This is a genomic window from Kamptonema formosum PCC 10802 (assembly GCF_000332335.1).
Classification (GTDB): domain Bacteria; phylum Cyanobacteriota; class Cyanobacteriia; order Cyanobacteriales; family Oscillatoriaceae; genus Oscillatoria.
The window spans coordinates 2,635,340-2,654,062 of record NZ_KB235948.1; the positions used below are offsets into that span (position 1 = coordinate 2,635,340).

Annotated in this window: 17 protein-coding genes; 7 read left to right on the plus strand and 10 right to left on the minus strand. The window is 54.5% G+C overall.

The genetic code is table 11. The annotated features are described in order from the left end of the window. Positions 1 to 188: 188 nt before the first annotated feature. Positions 189 to 1,649 carry a PIN domain-containing protein gene (locus tag OSC10802_RS0111280; RefSeq protein WP_017716875.1) on the plus strand — a complete coding sequence of 487 codons (1,461 nt, stop codon included), beginning with the start codon at positions 189 to 191 and terminating at the stop codon, positions 1,647 to 1,649. Positions 1,650 to 1,710: 61 nt separating this feature from the next. On the opposite strand, the gene pstB is transcribed toward OSC10802_RS0111280, so the two are convergent. From pstB to OSC10802_RS0111300, 4 genes are all read right to left on the minus strand, one after another. Continuing rightward, positions 1,711 to 2,520, minus strand: coding sequence for a phosphate ABC transporter ATP-binding protein PstB (gene pstB / locus OSC10802_RS0111285; protein WP_017716876.1), 810 nt, complete (start codon positions 2,518 to 2,520; stop codon positions 1,711 to 1,713). After that, positions 2,514 to 3,437, minus strand: a complete 924-nt coding sequence (pstA, locus tag OSC10802_RS0111290) for a phosphate ABC transporter permease PstA (protein ID WP_017716877.1) — start codon at positions 3,435 to 3,437, stop codon at positions 2,514 to 2,516. The genes pstB and pstA overlap by 7 nt, the downstream gene beginning before the upstream one ends. Before the next feature lies 1 nt (position 3,438). Next, the gene (pstC, locus tag OSC10802_RS0111295) at positions 3,439 to 4,368 is read right to left on the minus strand and encodes a phosphate ABC transporter permease subunit PstC (protein ID WP_017716878.1); all 930 of its coding nucleotides are present in this window, start codon (positions 4,366 to 4,368) and stop codon (positions 3,439 to 3,441) included. A gap of 240 nt (positions 4,369 to 4,608) precedes the next feature. Further along, on the minus strand, positions 4,609 to 5,613 hold the full coding sequence (locus tag OSC10802_RS0111300; protein WP_017716879.1) for a PstS family phosphate ABC transporter substrate-binding protein: 1,005 nt from the start codon (positions 5,611 to 5,613) through the stop codon (positions 4,609 to 4,611). A gap of 555 nt (positions 5,614 to 6,168) precedes the next feature. Between OSC10802_RS0111300 and OSC10802_RS0111310 the strand changes: the two genes are divergently transcribed. Continuing rightward, on the plus strand, positions 6,169 to 6,879 hold the full coding sequence (locus OSC10802_RS0111310; RefSeq protein ID WP_017716881.1) for an SDR family oxidoreductase: 711 nt from the start codon (positions 6,169 to 6,171) through the stop codon (positions 6,877 to 6,879). A gap of 224 nt (positions 6,880 to 7,103) precedes the next feature. Here OSC10802_RS0111310 and OSC10802_RS0111315 read toward each other — a convergent pair whose 3' ends face one another. After that, positions 7,104 to 7,331, minus strand: coding sequence for a hypothetical protein (locus tag OSC10802_RS0111315; protein WP_017716882.1), 228 nt, complete (start codon positions 7,329 to 7,331; stop codon positions 7,104 to 7,106). A gap of 169 nt (positions 7,332 to 7,500) precedes the next feature. On the opposite strand from OSC10802_RS0111315, the gene hppD reads away from it, so the two are divergent. Continuing rightward, on the plus strand, positions 7,501 to 8,604 hold the full coding sequence (hppD, locus tag OSC10802_RS0111320) for a 4-hydroxyphenylpyruvate dioxygenase (protein WP_017716883.1): 1,104 nt from the start codon (positions 7,501 to 7,503) through the stop codon (positions 8,602 to 8,604). A gap of 200 nt (positions 8,605 to 8,804) precedes the next feature. Here hppD and OSC10802_RS0111325 read toward each other — a convergent pair whose 3' ends face one another. Both OSC10802_RS0111325 and pgeF read right to left on the minus strand, forming a co-directional pair. Next, positions 8,805 to 9,422, minus strand: coding sequence for a CPP1-like family protein (locus tag OSC10802_RS0111325; protein WP_017716884.1), 618 nt, complete (start codon positions 9,420 to 9,422; stop codon positions 8,805 to 8,807). A 327-nt stretch (positions 9,423 to 9,749) separates the two neighbouring features. Beyond that, positions 9,750 to 10,595: a peptidoglycan editing factor PgeF gene (pgeF, locus tag OSC10802_RS0111330; protein WP_026098378.1), complete on the minus strand. Its 846-nt coding sequence runs from the start codon at positions 10,593 to 10,595 to the stop codon at positions 9,750 to 9,752. Between the two features lie 411 nt (positions 10,596 to 11,006). Here pgeF and OSC10802_RS0111340 point away from each other — a divergent pair, with 411 nt between their 5' ends. Both OSC10802_RS0111340 and OSC10802_RS54290 read left to right on the plus strand, forming a co-directional pair. Further along, positions 11,007 to 11,834, plus strand: a complete 828-nt coding sequence (locus tag OSC10802_RS0111340; RefSeq protein WP_017716886.1) for a biotin--[acetyl-CoA-carboxylase] ligase — start codon at positions 11,007 to 11,009, stop codon at positions 11,832 to 11,834. A gap of 332 nt (positions 11,835 to 12,166) precedes the next feature. Next, entirely contained in the window at positions 12,167 to 13,564 is a 1,398-nt protein-coding gene (locus tag OSC10802_RS54290) for a M23 family metallopeptidase (protein ID WP_017716887.1), read from the plus strand. A 535-nt stretch (positions 13,565 to 14,099) separates the two neighbouring features. Here the strand turns inward: OSC10802_RS54290 and OSC10802_RS0111350 are convergent. Then, positions 14,100 to 14,783: a riboflavin synthase gene (locus OSC10802_RS0111350; protein ID WP_017716888.1), complete on the minus strand. Its 684-nt coding sequence runs from the start codon at positions 14,781 to 14,783 to the stop codon at positions 14,100 to 14,102. Between the two features lie 370 nt (positions 14,784 to 15,153). On the opposite strand from OSC10802_RS0111350, the gene OSC10802_RS0111355 reads away from it, so the two are divergent. Together OSC10802_RS0111355 and OSC10802_RS0111360 are read left to right on the plus strand one after the other, a co-directional pair. After that, entirely contained in the window at positions 15,154 to 15,657 is a 504-nt protein-coding gene (locus tag OSC10802_RS0111355) for a bifunctional nuclease family protein (protein WP_017716889.1), read from the plus strand. Between the two features lie 78 nt (positions 15,658 to 15,735). Continuing rightward, positions 15,736 to 16,866, plus strand: a complete 1,131-nt coding sequence (locus OSC10802_RS0111360) for an aldo/keto reductase (protein WP_017716890.1) — start codon at positions 15,736 to 15,738, stop codon at positions 16,864 to 16,866. A 412-nt stretch (positions 16,867 to 17,278) separates the two neighbouring features. On the opposite strand, the gene OSC10802_RS39705 is transcribed toward OSC10802_RS0111360, so the two are convergent. Further along, on the minus strand, positions 17,279 to 18,133 hold the full coding sequence (locus OSC10802_RS39705; RefSeq protein ID WP_017716891.1) for a tetrahydrofolate dehydrogenase/cyclohydrolase catalytic domain-containing protein: 855 nt from the start codon (positions 18,131 to 18,133) through the stop codon (positions 17,279 to 17,281). A gap of 5 nt (positions 18,134 to 18,138) precedes the next feature. Beyond that, positions 18,139 to 18,624 (minus strand): hypothetical protein, encoded by a 486-nt coding sequence (locus tag OSC10802_RS0111370; RefSeq protein ID WP_017716892.1) that lies wholly within the window; start codon positions 18,622 to 18,624, stop codon positions 18,139 to 18,141. Positions 18,625 to 18,723: the final 99 nt, after the last annotated feature.

Sequence of the window (18,723 nt, forward strand, 5' to 3'; positions counted from 1 at the left end):
GTTCAGAAAGGTTAAGAAATGTTGAAAAATGCCGTGCCGGTCTGCCAGTGCGCCCCTTTTGTGGTATAATGCATCTTGCCGGCGAGCCGAGCGCAACAGGGGCCGATCGCAGACCGGCAAACCCTTTGCCGGCTGCGATTGGGATTTGTGAATCATCATCTTTTATCATTAGCTACAGAGACCCTCTCATGCTGCACCCTATGCCAGATCGCCTGATTCCGACGTCCGCGAACGGTTCGGCCACGTTCGGCTCAATGAGCCGCTCTGTCTGCCAAACCATTCTTTCCACCCGCCAGCAACATCCAGAATGGCTGAAAGAAAAGGTCAGGAATTATTCCTGGCAAAGTGGCACGTTTCAATCTAAGTTAGCAGATAAGATAGCAGAAGAACTCAGCCACTGTCAAGATAGAGATGCTTTAATTCGGAAAGTCCTAAAAATCCTGCAATCTTTTCTGAAGCCGAGTTTCTTCGTGTCGGAAGAGTTCGAGCGCTTAACAGATAAACTGCGTCAAGTGACTCCCGAAGAAATCGAAACCTCGTGGCACAGCCGGCTCAATTATAAGATGCTGGCTCAGCCCGCCGGCAGCCTGACGCCCGAAGTCGCGCCCAATGGCTACTCCGCCAGCGCCGGCGAGCCAGTGGCCATTTTGCTGCTAGACGCCGAGAACTTGCAGCTCGATGCCAAAACCGAAAAATTCCTGGCGGGGATCTGCACCTATCCCATCCAAATCAAAATTGCTTTTGCGAATTGGCGCAGCATGGGCAAACAAGACGCAGAATTCCACCGGCGTCACTACGAACTGATCCACGTCCCCCCGGGAAAAGACAGCGCTGACGTAAAAATGGCGACTGTTGGCTCCTCCATCTTCGTGCACTACCCGACGGCGAAAGAAGTCTTAGTCTGCTCCTCCGACACTGTTCTCCTCCATCTTTGCACCACCTTGCAAACTCACGGATTAACGGTGTACCTAGTTCGCAAGCAGAGAGAAACCATAACCGTCTTAAACAGCAAAACCGGCAAAACACAGACCCACTCTCTCGTACCCGTACCGGAAACTCCCTCCATTGAGGAACTTATCATCCAGTTAAAGAACCTGATCAAAGCCGAGCAAAAACGCAGCCAAAATTCCTGGTTCAAGCTTTCTGAAATCTCCCAGATTTTTCAGGAAAAGTACCAGCTGAACCTCTCTCAAGTTGTGTCCGCTCACTGGCCCACTAAGAGAGCCAAAGATATCTTTACCGACAATCCAGCTGATTTTGTCGTGCATCAACCCGCCGGTAAATCCGACATCCTGTATGTGACGCTTTTTGAGATTCCCACTCCCCATAAAGGAAATCTAAATGATTCGCCCCAGCTGGCAAAGGCCAGCACTGAGGGCCAGCCCTCACCGGCCATTAGCTCCAAAGCCGAACTGGAGAAGGCGCTGGCCAAACTTGTGGTGTCCTTAACGGCCAAAACTCCTGAAAGGTACGTCTCCGTCTCCAAGCTTGGCAGTGAATTTAACAAAAAATTCGGCAAAACGCTTAAAGCCGTTCTCGCTGACTTGCAGTTAAACACTAAAGTCACCACTTTTTTGCAGTCCTCTAAAGCCTTCAACCTGAAACAAGTTGGGAACATGTTTTTAGTGGGGGTTGCCCAGGAAAGGTAGCGCTTCAGACCGGCTGAGCGCTTTCGCCTTCCTCTCGCTCTTCTAGACTGGCGCTGCCGGTCTATCCAATCAGTCCGCTCAAATAGTCTTGCGTTTGCTTCTTCACCGGCCCAGCAAAAAGAACCGTGGTACTGTTAAACTCCAGCATCTCGCCCAAATACATAAAAGCCGTGAAGTCAGAAAACCGCGCCGCCTGCTGCATGTTGTGAGTTACAATTAGAACCGTCACCTGTTTTTTCAGGTCGCTCATCAACTCTTCAATGCTCGCCGTCGCGATGGGGTCTAGGGCAGATGTCGGCTCATCAAACAGCATCAGCTCGGGCTCCGTTGCCAGAGCGCGGGCAATGCACAATCGCTGCTGCTGACCTCCCGAAAGATTAAACGCCAAATCATTCAAGCGATCCTTTACTTCCTCCCACAGCGCCGCCCCTTGCAGAGCTTTCTCCACCTTTTCATCAATCGCACTCCGCCTCGACATCCCCCGCACCCGCAACCCGTAAGCCACATTTTCATAAATTGACTTCGGAAAAGGATTCGGTTTCTGAAACACCATACCAATCCGCATGCGGACCTCTATAGCGTCAACCCGACGCCCCAAAATATCGAGCCGGTCGCGACCCGAATCCAACAAAATTGACCCTTCATAACGATTTCCAGGGTAGAGGTCGTGCATGCGATTGAAACACCGCAACAGAGTAGTTTTGCCGCACCCCGAAGGGCCAATCAGCGCCGTCACATGGTTTTCCGGCACTTTTAGGTTGATGTTCTTGAGCGCGTGAACCGAGCCGTAATAAAAGTTGAGATTCTTAACCTCAGTTTTGGGCTGGATTCCATTTGGATCGGACACTTGGTTTTGTGTGGCTTCTACCATTTTATCCCCCTGCGGAAACGATAGCGCAGATAAATTGCAATGCCATTCATAGCGAGAGTCATAACAGTCAGCACAATGCCGGCAGCCGCCGCATTCAGCTGAAATGCCGGTTCCGGACGGGACACCCAGTTGAACATCTGAATCGGCATCACCGTAAAAGGAGCCTGCAACCATGAAAACGAAATATAAGGAAACTCACTCTTAAAAGGAGAGTCCGGCAAAAAAGCGATGAAAGTCAGAGCGCCAATCGTGATGATGGGAGCCGTCTCCCCAATCGCCCGCGCCAAACCAATAATCACGCCCGTAATAATGCTGCCGGTGGAGTAAGGCAAAACGTGATCCCAAATCACCTGCCACTTGCTCGCCCCCACCGCGTAAGCAGCTTCGCGAATACTGCTCGGAATCGCCCGCACCGCCTCGCGAGTCGTAACAATCACTACCGGCAAAATCAGCAGCGCTAGGGTTAAACCGGCAGTCAGCACGCTCTCCCCCAAGTTTAACTTATACACAAACAAACCCAGCGCCAGCAGCCCGTACACAATTGAAGGGACTCCCGCTAAATTCGTAACATTCACCTCTATCAAATCGGCTATCCAGTTTTTCCGGGCGTACTCTTCCAGATAAACCCCTGAAGCCACTCCCAGAGGAATCGCCGCTAGCGCTGTTACCAGCATCACCAGCACTGTTCCCACCCAGGCGGAGAGAATTCCCGCCTCTGCCGGTCTGCGGGAGGGAAACGAAAAAAAGAACTCCCAAGAAAGGCGCTGCGAACCGTCAATCCCTAACTTCACGAGCAGCGCCAGCAGCACAACCAGCCCCACCAGCATCGACAGCAACCCGACAATCGCAAAAATTCTATCAGCCAGCTTGTTGCGAGCGATAATCTCTCTAATTTTCCGCATTTCTTTCCCTGACATATCAGTAAATTTCCCGATAGCGCTTGCTCAGAAAATGCCCGACAATATTTAAACCCAAAGTCATCAGCACCAGCGTCAGACCCGCCGCAAAAATCGTTTGGTATTCCAGGCTGCCGTGCGGCAAGTCGCCCAAACTCACCTGCACAATATACGCTGCAATTGTAGCCGCCGGCTCCAGCGGGTTCCAAGTCAGATTTGGCTGCAGTCCCGCCGCAATCGCCACCACCATTGTTTCGCCCACCGCGCGGGAAATCCCCAAAATGTATGCGGCTGTGATTCCCGAAATCGCAGACGGAAACACCACTCGGACAGCAGTCTGCAAGCGCGTCGCCCCCATCGCGTAAGAACCCTCCCGCAGAGACACGGGAACCGCCCGCATCGCGTCCTCACTGATAGAGCTGATGAAGGGAATAATCATGATTCCTATCACTATCCCCGCACTCAGCATATTAAACCCGGGCAAGTCGGGGATAACTTTCTGCAACAGCGGCGTCACGAATAACAGCGCGAAATAGCCATAAACTACAGTAGGAACGCCTGCCAGCAATTCTAAGCAGGGTTTGACGACCTCTCGCAGCTGGGGCGTTGCAAATTCACTCAGGTAAATGGCAGAAATTGTGCCCAGCGGTAACGCTACCGCGAGAGCAACTGCTGTCGTCACCAAGGTTCCTGACACTAAGGGCAAAATTCCGTAGTGAGCCTCGGCAAACAGGGGCGTCCACTGCGTGTCTGTCAGGAAGTCTAGCAGGGAGACTTTCTCGAAAAAAGCCAGGGATTCGTAAATCAATATGGCCACGATTGCCACCGTCGTCGCTACTGACGAACAAGCCGCCAGAAATAGCAGGAACTCAATCGCCCGCTCCCGCAAATCGCGCCCTAGCTTGGCGAAGAAGCGCTCCCGTTTTGATAGTTGCAGTAGTTTTTCTGTCATAAATCCGTTTGAGTTCCCCTCCTTAGGGGGGCTTCTGATTGCCAGGGCGGCTTTTTCCTAATACCCAGTTGGGATAGATAGTATTTCCCTCTGGGTCTGGAAAGGCTTTCCTGCCGCCTTTTTCAATCCCAAATCACAAATCCCAAATCCCAAATTGGTAGAAGAGGCAGCAGCCCGCTCGATTAGCGCTCCCAGGTGGTAAGGGCACCCACAAGGGGTGCCCAGAACGAGGAAAGGGTATTACTGACTGGCCTCGCGCTGCAGCAGTTCTTGAATCTCTAACCCTATCGCTTCTTTCCCGCCAAAGACAGTACCCAATTTGCCATTCTTGAAATGCCCGCTCGCAATTGTGTAAGCTTGACCTGGCAGCGGAACGTACTTTACTTCGCTCGCCAATTTACTGGCATTGCTCAGGTAATAGTTCACAAACTCCTTCACCTCGGGCCGGCTGGCCGCCTTGCTGCTCACATAGATAAACAGAGGGCGGGACAGGGGTTGGTAAGTGCCGTTTTCAACGGTCTGTTTTGACGGCAGCACCCCATTAATCGCCACTGCTTTCAGTTTGTCCTTGTTGGCTTGGTAATAGGCATAGCCAAAATAGCCCAGAGCGTTTTTATCCCGGCTCACACCCTGTACAAGTACGTTGTCATCCTCACTGGCGGTGAAATCACCCCGGCTGGATTTGGATTTGCCGGTAACTGCTTCGGTAAAGTAGTCAAACGTCCCCGAATCCGCACCCGGACCAAACAGTTTTAGAGCCGCATCTGGCCATCCCTGGCGCACTTGATTCCACTTGGTAACTTTGCCCTGCGCCCCCGGCTCCCACATTTTCTTCAGATCGGCAACCGTCATGCTGCTCGCCCAGTTATTTTGCGGGTTGACCACTACTGTTATAGCATCATAAGCCACTGGCAGTTCATAATACTGAATCCCCGCCGCTTTGCAGGCTGCCATCTCTTCAGCTTTGATCGGTCGGGAGGCGTCAGAAATGTCTGTCTCGCCACGGCAGAACTTTTTGAAGCCGCCCCCAGTTCCGGAAATGCCAACCGTCACCCTCACCGCTCCGCCTTTCGCTTTCTGGAACTCTTCCGCTACTGCCTCAGTAATCGGAAAAACGGTGCTGGAACCGTCAATCTTAATTGTGCTCGCACCTTGGGACTTCACCGCCGGCACTGACAGCCCAACTGTCGCCGCTACCGCTGCCAGCGCACTGATTAATGTCAAGCGCTTTACCTTAAATTTCATCCTCATTACCACCATAGGATTGGCTCAAAGACGCTAAATATCGTCTGAACCTGACTGAGTACAGAATACCTGTTTCCGGCTAACTTACCTCTAAAAAAAATCTTAATTTATTGGGGCTATTTCTTATGAATATGCTATCTTTAGTTTAAGGATAGGTTAAATAGATTCGTCTCAACTTTTTGGTTATGAATGTATTATACTTACTTTAAGTCTAGGTTAAATAGAACCCTGACTCAACCTCGCGCGGCGCTGCAGAATTAAGCCACGAGAAACCGGCTAACTTCGGCGAAACCCGGTTTTTGGCCCCATTCAGGCTGAACAACCACTTGATACATCAGCTCTTCCGCTATTGGCCCTCTCTCGCTGTCCTCTCCAACAGGTGAAATAGCTCTTAAGCCATTCGTTCCCTCTCCCCCTGCCATCTCTAATCGGTGAAATATTTCCGCACCCACGTTGCCGGTCAGCCCTCAGAACCGCTGAAACCTAGCCAGCATATTGTGTCCGGCTTCCCATCGCGAGTATGATAGATAAAGATGTAAAGAAATGTAAAGAGGCATGCAGGACAAAGTGGTTGTGGTGGTTGGTGCCACCGGCGGCATTGGCCAAGCGCTGGCGCGCAAGCTCGCCGCTGCGGGGGCGAATCTGGTACTCGCCGCCAGAGACAGCAGGCGGCTAGACGCCCTAGCCGCTGAATTTCTCGCACCGGCACAGGTCTTGCCGGTGCCTTGCGACATCACCGACCCCCAGCAGGTGGATATACTGATGAAAAAAGCCACCGGCCAATTTGGCCAGATTGACGCCTTGGTCAACGCTGCCGGTGCCGGCATCCTCAAGCAGTACAGCAAACTCACGCCAGCTGACTTGGACGCCATGCTGGATGTCAACCTCAAGGGCAGCTTCTACACCACTCAAGCTGCAGCGGAGGTGATGAAAGAGCGCAAAACCGGCCACATCTGCAATGTGGTGGGGATTCTCGGCAAGCACTCAATGGCAATGGCGGCGGCGTACTGCGCCTCGAAGTTTGGCGTCGTCGGTTTCAGCAAGTGCGTGGCGGACGAGGTGCGCCGGTACGGCATCAAAGTCACCCTGTTCTATTTTGGCGGCGTCGATTCCCCCTTCTGGGATACCGTCAGCTTAAAGGTAGACCGGTCGAAGATGCTCAGCTGCGAAACAGCTGCCGGTGCCATTCTGTATGCCCTCTGTGCTGAACCGCAAGCCGTGCCAATGGAAATCAACATTCAGCCCGAAAGTCACCTATTTTTCTAAGCGTTGCACAATAGAAGGATGATTTCAATTTTTTCCACTCCTGGACAACCGGTTCTTACTCCCCCTCCCCGCAAGCGGGGAAGGTGGGGCCCCCTCTGGGGATAAGGGGCTGGGGTTGGGGGGTGGGGTTCCTCCGAAGCTTGGGTGCGACGCCTTTTTTCTAAGCTTCATCCCTCAGAAACCAAAAACCCGGTTTTTTTGGAAAAACCGGGTTTCTCCCCTAGCTAGGACCTGCGGCTCGCACTCACGGCACTCACAACCAGAAAAGCCACACCCAAACCAATGGCAATCTCCTCACTCCAAGGCAAAAAAGACCACTTCACCCAATGGGAAAAACTTTCAGCAATCCGGGCGAATGCGTACAGCGCTTGAGCGAGTAGCTGAAACAGAACATAAGCAATCGCGGCGAGGCCAGCCGCTTTGATAAAGGCATTGTTAAATAAATTACCCATGACATTACTCCCAAAAACTTTCTGTGAGAAACCGGGTTTCTTTAAGAAACCCGGTTTCGGGCCTTTCCGAAACCTGGTTTCTGGCAGTCGATCACGCTCTTTATGCCAAAAACTTGCTAAAATTATCTCTCAAGTTTGTCTGACAGTCAAGCAAATTTAACTTATCTTCATGGAGATTGACCTGGTTCACTTCTGCGTTGAAGACGCAACGGCTTGCCGCGACTGGTTTGCAAGTCAGATGGGCTTTCAAGCAATTGCCGGTGCGGCCAGCAATCACACCCGCACGGAAATCGTCAAAAGTGGGCCGGTCTGTTTTGTCCTGTCTTCGCCCCTGACACCGGCTAGCCCCGCTCACCGGTTTCTGGCGCGGCACCCTGCCGGTGTGGCAGACGTGGCTTTTCGCGTCGCAGATATTGAGTCTGTGATGGCAAAAGCTGCCGGTGCCGGTGCCAAAATATTGCAGCCGGTGCGGCAGCAGCAAACTCCTGGCGGACGCCTGAAATGGGGCAAAATTGCCGGCTGGGGAGACTTGAGCCACACCATAATCGAGCGCACCGGCATCACCCCCCTGCTGCCACCGGCCACCGATTTTCCCTTTCCCAACCTTCCTTTTTTAAAAGAGGGCAGCGAGGGATCTGTTGAAGGAGTTCCAGTGACGAATGACTCCCCCTTCACCGGCACCGATCATGCAGTGCTGAATGTGGCAGCCGGTGAGTTAGAGCAAGCGGTGACTTGGTATGAAAAGACCTTGGGGTTCCAGCGACTGCAGCGGTTTGACATTCAAACCAAGAGATCGGGACTGAGCTCTCTGGTAATGGCTCACCCCTCGGGTGGGGCGCAGATGCCGGTGAATGAACCGGCATCGGCGAATTCTCAAATTCAGGAATTTCTCGATGTGAATCGCGGACCTGGAGTGCAGCACATTGCCTTGCGCACCGGCAATATTGTGCGGCTGCTCGATCTCCTGCGCCGGTGGGGTGTTTCCTTTATCGAGGTCCCTCCCACCTACTACACCCAGCTGCAGCAGCGGCACCGAGGCCAGCTGCCGGCAGCCCTGTGCCAGGAAATAGAGCGCGCGCAAGTTTTAGTAGACTGGCAGGAGCAAGCTCCTGACGCCTTGCTGCTGCAGACGTTCACGCAGCCAATTTTTGGCCAGCCGACTTTCTTTTTTGAGCTGATTGAGCGCCGGTCAGGTGCCCGAGGTTTTGGTGAGGGCAACTTTCGGGCTCTGTTTGAAGCGATAGAGAGCGAGCAGCTGAAACGGGGGAGATGAGAGAGAATTAACCGCCCCCGTGAAGGGACGCCAAGAATAGATGCTGCCGGCTCCTCAGGGGCGCTCGCTAGCCAGCGCCGCCCCAGCTGCCGGTTAAGGATGGATATTATAGCACTAAAAACCAAGATTAGGGGAATTTGTAATCAAAATTTACATTTTCCCCCTCACCCTGCCAGGTGGGCCCAACCGAGGGCTGAGAGCTAGCGCAAGAAGCTGCTAACCAGCCAGAGGACGAGAAAAGTCACCAAGGTGATGAATTTCTCCGGCGTCAAACCGCTCTGGCCAATTTGGGAGAGCAGCGCCCCCAGAATTAATCCTGCGATCAAGCCTGTTAGCGTCAGCACCACAGCGCGACCGAAACGGTTTTCCTTGCGATTGAGGAAATAAAGGGTGGCTCCCACGCCGAGGGCCAGAGCCATCTGCAGCAGGGACTCACCGGCACTGCCGGCTGCGGTAGTGACGCTGAGGACGCTCAACCCGGAAAACACGCCAGCCGGCCACAAAATGTCTGGCGGACTGGGGGTGTCGATCAGCTTTTGCAGCCAAGGCGGAGCCTGCTTAGCGGGAGCGGGAGCCACAGAAGGCGGCGCAGCGGCTATCTTTTCCGGGAACCTAATCCGTTCCGGCACCTTAATTTTCCCCTCCTGGCGCTGGCGCAAGCGATCCATCAGGATGGCGTCGTAAGCGGCTTCAATTGCTTCCAAACGCCGGCGCTCGCCACTGTGCTGCTGCGCCAAGCGATTCCGCGCATCCTGGATTTCCTCAAAGGAAGCGCTTTCCGTTAGTCCGAGCTGTTCGTAGGGACTTTGCTCACTCATAGTCCTATGTTAAACCTCCCCTTCAAGTTAGCTTAGCCTGATATTTGCCTACAAGCGCGGCTTCTAAAACCAGTTTGTTAATCAACCCGCTCACACGGTTGCTGAACTTTAACACAGATTGGCTTAATTATCTATTCTCAACTGTCCGGCCCGGAATTCCCGCAGAGCGGGGGAATTGCTCACTCCAAGGCAAAACCGGCACCCCAGCCGCACCCCAAGCCGACACACTTTTCGCCGGTCTTGCCGGAAGGTAAACTCCTCTGTTTCCCCCCCTCCGGTGCGTGCGGGGAGGGGGTAGGGGGGGATTCTTCTCCCCCGGCAAGCGTGTCAAATGCTAACAATACCTGACCACTGGACTTTTTTCTGGCTGTCCCGCCGGTAGGAAAAAAAGTATTCCGGCGACTGGTAAGTGCAGTGGGGGGCGCAGGCAATTTGCTCAGGGGCAATACCGAGCTGTTCCAGCTGCAGGGCAATCGCCCGCCGCACATCCAAGCGCACCCGTCCCGGTTCTGGATCTGCCAGCACCGGCGGCGCGGGCAGCTTCTGCAGGATGTCCAAAATGGCAGCCGCGTCACCGGCCTGACCCTTGGGGACAGCAGTGGCTCCCACCTCAGCCGCCACCTCCAATGAGACTTGGTAAACCTCACCGGCAATTGCTGGGCCCATCGCCACGCGCAGATTTTCCAGCTTGCTGCCTTGCTGTTGCAGTTTTGCAATCGCTTCCGGGACAATTTGACGCGCCGTGCCGCGCCAGCCGGAATGAACCGCCGCCACCTGTCCCGTCTCGGAGTCAGCAATCAGCACCGGCGTGCAATCCGCACTCGCCACCCACACCGCCTCCAATGCCTTCTGTGTGTGCAGCCCGTCCGCATGTAAAAAAGGTTCTCGATCGGGGGTATTCTGGTTATTCTGTGCGCTCGCCTCGGTCAAGTCGCTTTCGGGGCTCTCAAGCGCCCCCTCGGACACCGGCGTCAGCGTGCCGGTCGGGAGAACCGTGTTGCCGTGCACCTGTTTCACCCGGTACACCCGGGCGGTGGGGCGCAGCGCCCCCACCAATTCCTGCGGCGAGCGCGGCCAGAACTGATTTGTAAAAAAGCCGTGCGGCCACTGTTCTAACAGGCTGCAGGTTAGATAGGGCAGTCCGTTCCAAGTCTGCCAGTGCCAAGTGTGCATAAGAAATTCTAGGGAGTTTTGATTGGAAATTTTCGATTTTCGATTTTCAAGTTGGGAATTCAGCGCCGCCACACTAGAAACAAGATTGAACCTTTTTCCATGAGAGCGAAACCTCCCTCTCACTCCCCCTCCGATGCACGCGGGGAGGGGGTTGGGGGTGGGGTTATTCGTCTTTTGTAATGTGCGGCGTCGGGAATTCATCCAAAATTCGGACATTCCGGCATTGGCTGGCTGATGGCTTCTTTATGCTAGCTTATTCCCGGAGAGTTTGTGCTGCAGCAGAGCAGCATCCGCATCCGGCTGCCCGGCCTTGGCGGCAAGCCAGATTTTGCCCCCCAGCGCTGACTCTCAATCGCAAAACCGCTCAAGTTTTGCTGTATAATTATGGGTTGATTTAGCAAAATAACGACCGTGGCATTGAGTCAAGAAGGCTTGGAGGCTGCCCTCCTGTCAGCTAAGGAATCGATAGCAGGCGAGACTCCCGGGCAATTTTCCATCCATATTTTCCACCGGCTCGCCTCGACGAACCAGACCCTGTGGGGGCTGATCGACGCCGGTGCGGGTGCGGGAACAGTTTGCATCGCCCTGGAGCAAACAGCTGGGCGAGGTCAGTGGGGGCGCACATGGCAGTCGGGTGCCGGCGGACTCTACCTGTCCCTGGCCATTGAGCCCGACCTGCCCCTGTCCGATAGCGCACAGCTAACTCTGTGCGGCGCGCTGGGAATTGCCCGAGGTTTGCGCAACTGCGGCATTCCTGCCGGCCTGAAGTGGCCCAATGACATCGTGCTGGCCGGTGGCAAATTAGGGGGCATCCTCACCGAAACCAGAGCCCGCAGCGGCTTCATCACCAAGGCTGTGGTGGGTGCCGGCATCAACTGGGCCAACGAGGTCCCTCCCACCGGCATCAATCTGCAATCCTTCCAAGCCAACCTCCTCCCACCACCCATCCCCTCTTTGGAAATGCTGGCTGCGGTGACGCTGCTGGGGTTAGCCTCCGGATACCGGCAAGCCGCACGCGAAGGGATAGCAGGCTTGCTGCCGTCCTACCTAGAACTGCTGACAAATATCGGCCAGCCCGCTGTCGTGGACGGGCGTGCCGGGACAGTCACCGGCGTCTCTCCCACCTTAGAGCTGATCGTCCGCTTCCCCCCCGACTCGGCGGAGTCGGGCCAGCTGCCTGGGCCAGCCGGTGAAATTCGCCTCAAACCCGGTACAATCAGTCTTGGCTACAATCGTTAGGGTTGGGTGAGCGCAGGGCCTTCAATCCAGTGAGGCGCAGTTGGGTGCGACGAGTGCGGGAGAGAGGGAGTCAGAATAAAAAGTTACGCGCCCCGGCCCTGGAGAACGCTTTTGAATTCCCCGCATTCTAAATCAATTATATGTTAAGAAGCTATTAGCACCAAGCTCGCTCTATCACCCAGGAAATTTTGGATTGGGAGTTCTGGGATTGGGGATTCCCGTGAAATCTCAAATCGGAATCTAAAATCTAAAATCTACCGTGAGAAGGTAGCAGAGCAGTGAAACGATTTCAGAACACAAGCAGTGTTTCCTTTCATTAGTGTGGGGATGTTATGCAGCAACGTTCAGGAAAGCCTGGTTCTAATTACAGCCCACTGGTGCGGGGACTGGGTTGGATTGGCAGTATCGGGATGCTCAGCAGCGGGATGGTTTGGGCTCAAAGCCAGTCTTTACCAGAGGGGGCTCTCGATCCCACAGCCTACCAGCAGCCAGTGAGTCTGGAACCAGTGCCAGAAGAAGTGCCAGCCGCACCGGCTTTAGCCCCGCCACCTGTGGCCAGTGACCCCCTGCCAGAACCGCCCGCACCGGCTTTAGCCCCGCCACCTGTGGCCAGCGACCCCCTCCCAGAGCCGCCGGCACCCCCAGCAGCACCGGAGTGGTGGGAGCCGAACCCTGTGGCCACAGAAGAAGTCCCAGCGGCAGAGTATCCGGCACAACCTCCAGCAGAAGCATCCGCGCCCGAAGCGGGGCCAGAGGAGGGGGCTCCGCCAGCGCCCAACGCCTCGGCACCCATAGACTACAGCAATATCTACATAGACTCCACCAGCCTCAGCACTGGTGCGGGGAGAAATTACGAAGCCCCAAATTCGGTGGTGCTGACTGAACGGGGCGGCGGGAAGCCGCAGCCGGCAGATCCCACTCTGGTTCCCCCTCCTGCCGAAACAGCCGCTGGTCTGGATCTGCCTTCGCTGCCAGAATTGCCCCTCGCCGAACCTTACTCAACGCCGGCATACGCCCAACCTTACGCTGAGCCGGCATACGCCCAACCTTACTACGAGCCGGCATACGCCCAACCTTACTACGAGCCGGCATACGCCCAAACTTACGCTGAGCCGGTGGCGGAGATTTCCTCGGTTAATGTTGGCCCGCTTAGCGTTAGCTCCACCGGCATTGGTGTCGCCCCTCCGCCCCCTCCAAAACCTGGATACTACTACCAAAATTCCAGAGAGTTTCCTGCCATAATGCCAGGAAATGGCAATACCAGATTGCTTTTCCCGCTGTCGATTCCGGCGGCGATCTCCTCCGTGTTTGGCTGGCGGACTCACCCGATTTCCGGTCTGAGCAGCTTCCACGACGGCACAGACTTGGCGGCTCCTCTGGGAGTGCCGGTGCTTGCGGCTTATGATGGCAAGGTGGCGGTGGCAGACTTTCTCGGCGGCTACGGTTTGACCGTTGTCTTGGAACACAACAGCGGCACTCAAGAAACTCTCTACGGCCACCTCTCAGAGCTGTTGGTCAAGCCGGGCGATACAGTGGTTCAGGGAGCCGCGATCGGGCGCGTTGGCAGCACCGGCAATTCCACCGGCCCCCACCTCCACTTTGAACTGCGCCAGCTCACGGAAAATGGCTGGGTGACGGTAGATCCAGGCGAGCAGCTGAATTCTGCCCTCGCCAGTCTGACGAAAATGCTGCAAAAAACCGCCCTGGCAACTCCAAAGCCCAAGAGTTAGAGGTTAGGGGTTAGGGCTGACGTGTTAGGCCCCACCCCCACGCCCGGCACCCCACGCCCCAATTGCCCCTCTTTTCTGTTATCCGAAAGAATGGTTTTTACAAAACCCCGACTTTAGACCTGTTTTGTATATATGCTTTCTTCCGGATATCAGAAATGTTTGGCAGTTGGGGCTTGGGTTTAGGGGTTGGGTTTAGGGGTTAAGGGTTAGGGGCTAAGGGTTAGGAGTTAAGTTTCAGGTTTTCCCCCATGTCCAGCGAGCCATCCCCCCCCGCCACTGGCCCTCCGCACCGGCTCCCGGCGGCCATTACTGCACCTATATTTACAGATATCCGAAAGAATGGTTTTTACAAAAGCCCGAGTTTAGACCTGTTTTGTATATATGCTTTCTTCCGGAAATAAGGAAAGGTGAGGGGTGAGGGGTGAGGTGTTAGGGCTTAGCTGTTAGGGGTTAGGTGTTAGAGGAAAGCCAATGCCCCATGCCCCATGCCCCATGCCCCATGCCCCATGCCCCATGCCCCATGCCCCATGCCCACCTAAACAAACCCATGTTCTGCTAAAAAAGCCGGTGTGATCTCATCGCCCCACGGTGCCGGTGTCTCTGTTCCGCGAGGTAGCGCGCCGAAGTGCAGGAACTTTTCCACGTATTTGCCGAGGATATCGCCCTCCAGGTTGACCGAGCTGTCTGGTTGCAGGTACTGCAGGTTAGTCTGGAGGTAGGTGTGGGGGATGACTGCCACTTTAAACCGGCTGCCGGCTGGATCGCACTCCGCCACGGTTAAGCTGACGCCGTTGATGGCGATACTGCCTTTGGGGACGATATAGCGGGCAATCTCTGCCGGTGCGGTAAAGGTCATCTCCCAAGAACTGCCGGTCTGCACCGACTCCTGCAGGCAACCCGTGCCATCCACATGGCCAGTGACGAAATGGCCACCCAGCTTGCTGCCGGCACGCAGCGAGGTTTCTAAATTCACCGGGGCGCTAGAAGCCAGCCGGTGCCTCAGGGTGGTGCGGCGCAGCGTTTCCGGGGAAGCCGTCGCCACAAAACCCTGGCTGAGTATCTCCACCACCGTCAGACAGATGCCATCCACGGCTACGCTGTCTCCCAGGGCTAAATCGTGCAAAATCGCGTCACAGTCAGCTGAGGCGCACAAAACTTCTAATTGGTCTGTTCCTGCGGGCTTAATTGTGCCCAGTGCTTGAATTAATCCTGTAAACACGGCTTGTTTGTGATATAATATAGAATTTGGCAATCTGGTTTAACCGCTGGGCCGCCTGCTGGCAACCGTTCTCCGAGTGGCACCGTCAACTTTTTTGTCAAATTCCGGGAGCGGGCGTTGTCGATTGTGGTAAAAATCAAGGCATACTGGAGGTTAGGGGGGGTCTATGGAACGGCTAAATGGCTCAGGTGGCTCCTATCTCGCTGAGGCGGTTGGACACATGTACCTTATTTACTCTATCGATAAAAAGTAATTTAGCTGTTATTCTTGATTTGTCGTTCAAGCGATTCGCTGACTGGCAGCCATAGCCATTTATCTATGTCCAGATGTTTCCCATCCTTTGCCGACAGTGTTCTAAGAGGCTGAACCAATGATTGAAATGAAAGTCGCTGGAATTGCACTGGATGCAGCAACGCGGAGCCCGATTGTACTGCTCAGAGATGCTGCAGAACGACGTGCCCTGCCAATTTATATTGGTCAGGATCAGGCAAAGGCAATTATCAGCGCTCTGGAAAACCACACCCCTCCCCGCCCCCTCACCCATGACCTGATGGTTAATATCCTGCAGGAATGGAATATGACCTTGGAGAGGATAATTATCCATTCTTTGCAGGACAATACTTTCTATGCGGTGCTGACGGTACGCCAGGGGGAGGTCAAGAAAGATATTGACGCCCGCCCCAGCGATGCGATAGCGCTCGCCCTGCGCACCAACAGCCCTATCTGGGTGATGGAAGAGGTGATTGCGGACGCCTCGATTCCTGTGGATCGAGACGCTGACGAAGCTGAGCGGCGAGCTTTCCGGGAGTTTATTGCCAAGCTCAGACCGGAGGATTTTACCCAGAGAAAACCGTTTCCCGGCGAAAATTCCTAATTTTGGATTGGGACGTTTGGAGGGCTACTGGTGGCGAGAATCTAGAATCTAAAATCCAAAATCTAAAATCCCTAAAACATGCGCTACCGCCGGTTTGGCAAAACGAATTTGCACCTGTCGGTGTTTTCCCTGGGAAGCATGCGTTACCTGGCATCGGAACACAACGCGATTCTGACGGTGCGGCAAGCCGTTTCTATGGGAATTAATCACCTGGAAACGGCTAGGGGCTACGGGAAGAGCGAGCAGTATCTGGGTGCGGCTCTGTCCGCTGGGCTGCCGGTGCCGCGAGAGCATCTGTATATCACCACTAAAATCCCTCCGGTGGCAGATGCCGGTGAGATGGAGCGGTGCTTGGATGAGTCCCTAGACCGGCTGGGGTTGGACTGTGCCGACTGTCTGGCCATCCACGGGGTCAATACCCGGGAGCACTTGGACTTGCTGCTGTCCCCGAGGGGCTGCATGCGAGCTGTGCGGCAGGCTGTCGCTGATGGGCGGGTGAGACATGTGGGCTTTTCGACCCACGGACCGTTGGATGTGATTCTGGCAGCTATTAATACAGATTTCTTTGAATTTGTCAATCTGCATTATTACTACTTTTTCCAGCGCAACGCACCGGCAGTTGAGCTGGCCCGCCAAAAGGACATGGGGGTGTTTATTATCTCACCGGCAGACAAGGGCGGACAGCTGTACACGCCACCGGCAGCCCTGGAGGGGCTGTGCCACCCGTTTTCGCCCCTGGAGTTGAATTACAGGTTTTTGCTGAGCGATTCCCGGATCGGCACTCTCAGCTTGGGGGCGGCGAATCCGGGGGAACTGGAATGGCCCTTGAGTGTGGCTGACCGCGATGGCCCGCTGGTGCCGGCGGAAGCGGAAGTGTTTGAGCGTTTGGAAGGGCACGCCGCAGCGGTTTTGGGCGCGGACAAATGCAGTCAGTGTTATGAGTGCTTGCCGTGTCCTGAGAGGATTAATATACCAGAAGTTTTGCGGCTGCGCAATATGGCAGTTGCTTATGAGATGACGGAGTTTGGCAAATACCGCTACCGGATGTTTGAAAATGCCGGTCACTGGTTTGCGGGGGTGAAGGGGAGCCGGTGTACTGAGTGTGGAGACTGTTTGCCCAGGTGTCCGGAACAGTTGGATATTCCAGCTTTGGTGAAAGACACTCACGAGCGGCTGAAAGGGCCAGAAGGTCGCCGGCTTTGGGGGTAGTTGATGCCCCAAGGTTTGTAGTTGGGCTTTAGCCCAAAAGTTGTGCAGTTGGGCTTTAGCCCAAAGGTTTGTAGTTGGGCTTTAGCCCAAAAGTTCGTAGTTGGGCTTTAGCCCAAAGGTTTGTAGTTGGGCTTTAGCCCAAAAGTTCGTAGTTGGGCTTTAGCCCAAAAGTTCGTAGTTGGGCTTTAGCCCAAAAATTCGTAGTTGGGCTTTAGCCCCAAAGTTTGTAGTTGGGCTTTAGCCCCAAAGTTTGTAGTTGGGCTTTAGCCCTAGTTTGCAGTAGGGTTGTATAAGTTGTGAGGCTTTTAACCTGCTTTTCCGTTGAAAGGAGGCAGAGCCTCCAGATTGCGTTCCCAGGCTCTGCCTGGGAACGAGAGACGAGAGATCGGGAACTGGACAAAGGCACAATTGTCTAGTAAGTTTGATTTGGATAGCTCCATTTTTCTATGGTTATACCCGTTACTGCTGTGACTAGCCTCTCCAGTAAAGTAGCCATTTGTAGCGGTCCCACACCCCCCGGTACTGGCGTGATGTTTTGGGGGATCTCATAGGCGGAGCGCTTGACATCGCCAAGGACGTTATTCTGAATGGGAACAAAGCCGGCATCAATGACCAGCCGGTGATAGGGTCTGAAATGTCTCTCATCGAGCAGTTCGGGCTGTCCGGTGGCTGAAACGACAATATCGGCTTCCAGGGTTCTTGTGAGGTCGTCTCCGATATCCAACGTCAAACAATTGATGCCATTTTGTTCTAGCAATCGGACAGCGCCGCGACCTACAAAACCCCGTCCGCCTACAACTGCTACGAGGCTATTTTCGTCTGTAAAAGACTGAACTAGACGGGCGATAGCCTCTGAAGTAGCCGAAGCTGTGAACAGCGGGTGATTTTCTTGAAGAGAGTCAAGGTCTTTCTCTGGTGACAGCACATCTAGCTCAGGTATGAGTAGCCTGGGGATAGGATTCTGCACGATCGCCCCAACCGTATTTGTGTCAGAGTTAGCGCTGCTTATAATTTCTCGAAATTCTGGCGGGGTCGTGTTTTCAGATAGGAGACGGTAGTCCACCTCGCAGTTAAGAAAAGAAAAGGTCTTGACCTTCTCGACGGCTGAGACTTCCGCAGCGCGATACTTGGCTCTTTGGATGTCATTGAGATCGGGGGGCGGTGAGAATCGGATGATGAGAAGGCTTTTCCCGGCGAATGTTTCTCGAAAGGGCGCACACCTCTGTTTGACTTCAAGCAGTATGTCTCTACCCCTGAGCTGAGCCATAGGGTTCAATGACCTCTAAGTTCTGCCACAACCCGCTCGACAGGAGGGAGGGTTATTCCGCCAAGTATCTCCTGGATTTGTGCGGTTCTCAATACAGTCCAAGAACCTTCTCCCTCTGCATTGTCGGTTCCCGACTCTGGGAAATCTACCACAGAGAATTCATCGGGAAACCCTAAATTTTCATAGGAGCGAGGTTGTGAGAAATCCCCACAGTGCACAATCCAGGTGATTTGCGAGCGAGGGACGCCCAGTTCTGCTCCTAGGGCGCGGGCTACGGCGCTCGCAAGTCCTTTGAAGTCGCGGGTGATTGGTGTGTTGTGCCGGTTGCTGTCCAACTCTGAGGCAATGACTGCGGCGCGTCCCAAGTTCTCGTCAATATAGATGCGGAGCAAGCAATGGCTGTCGCGCCCTTCTTTTGACTGCCAGTGAAAAATGCTCTGGATGGTTTTAAGGCCATCTCCTGTGGTGGTGACTGCTGTGTTGGTTTGCATGGGATAGTGGTTCGCGCTCTAGGGAAAGTCCTGGAAAACTCGCGACTAGGTATCGGTGCTGCGGTTGTGGGAAGGCCGCACTCTCTCAGTATAGTTGAT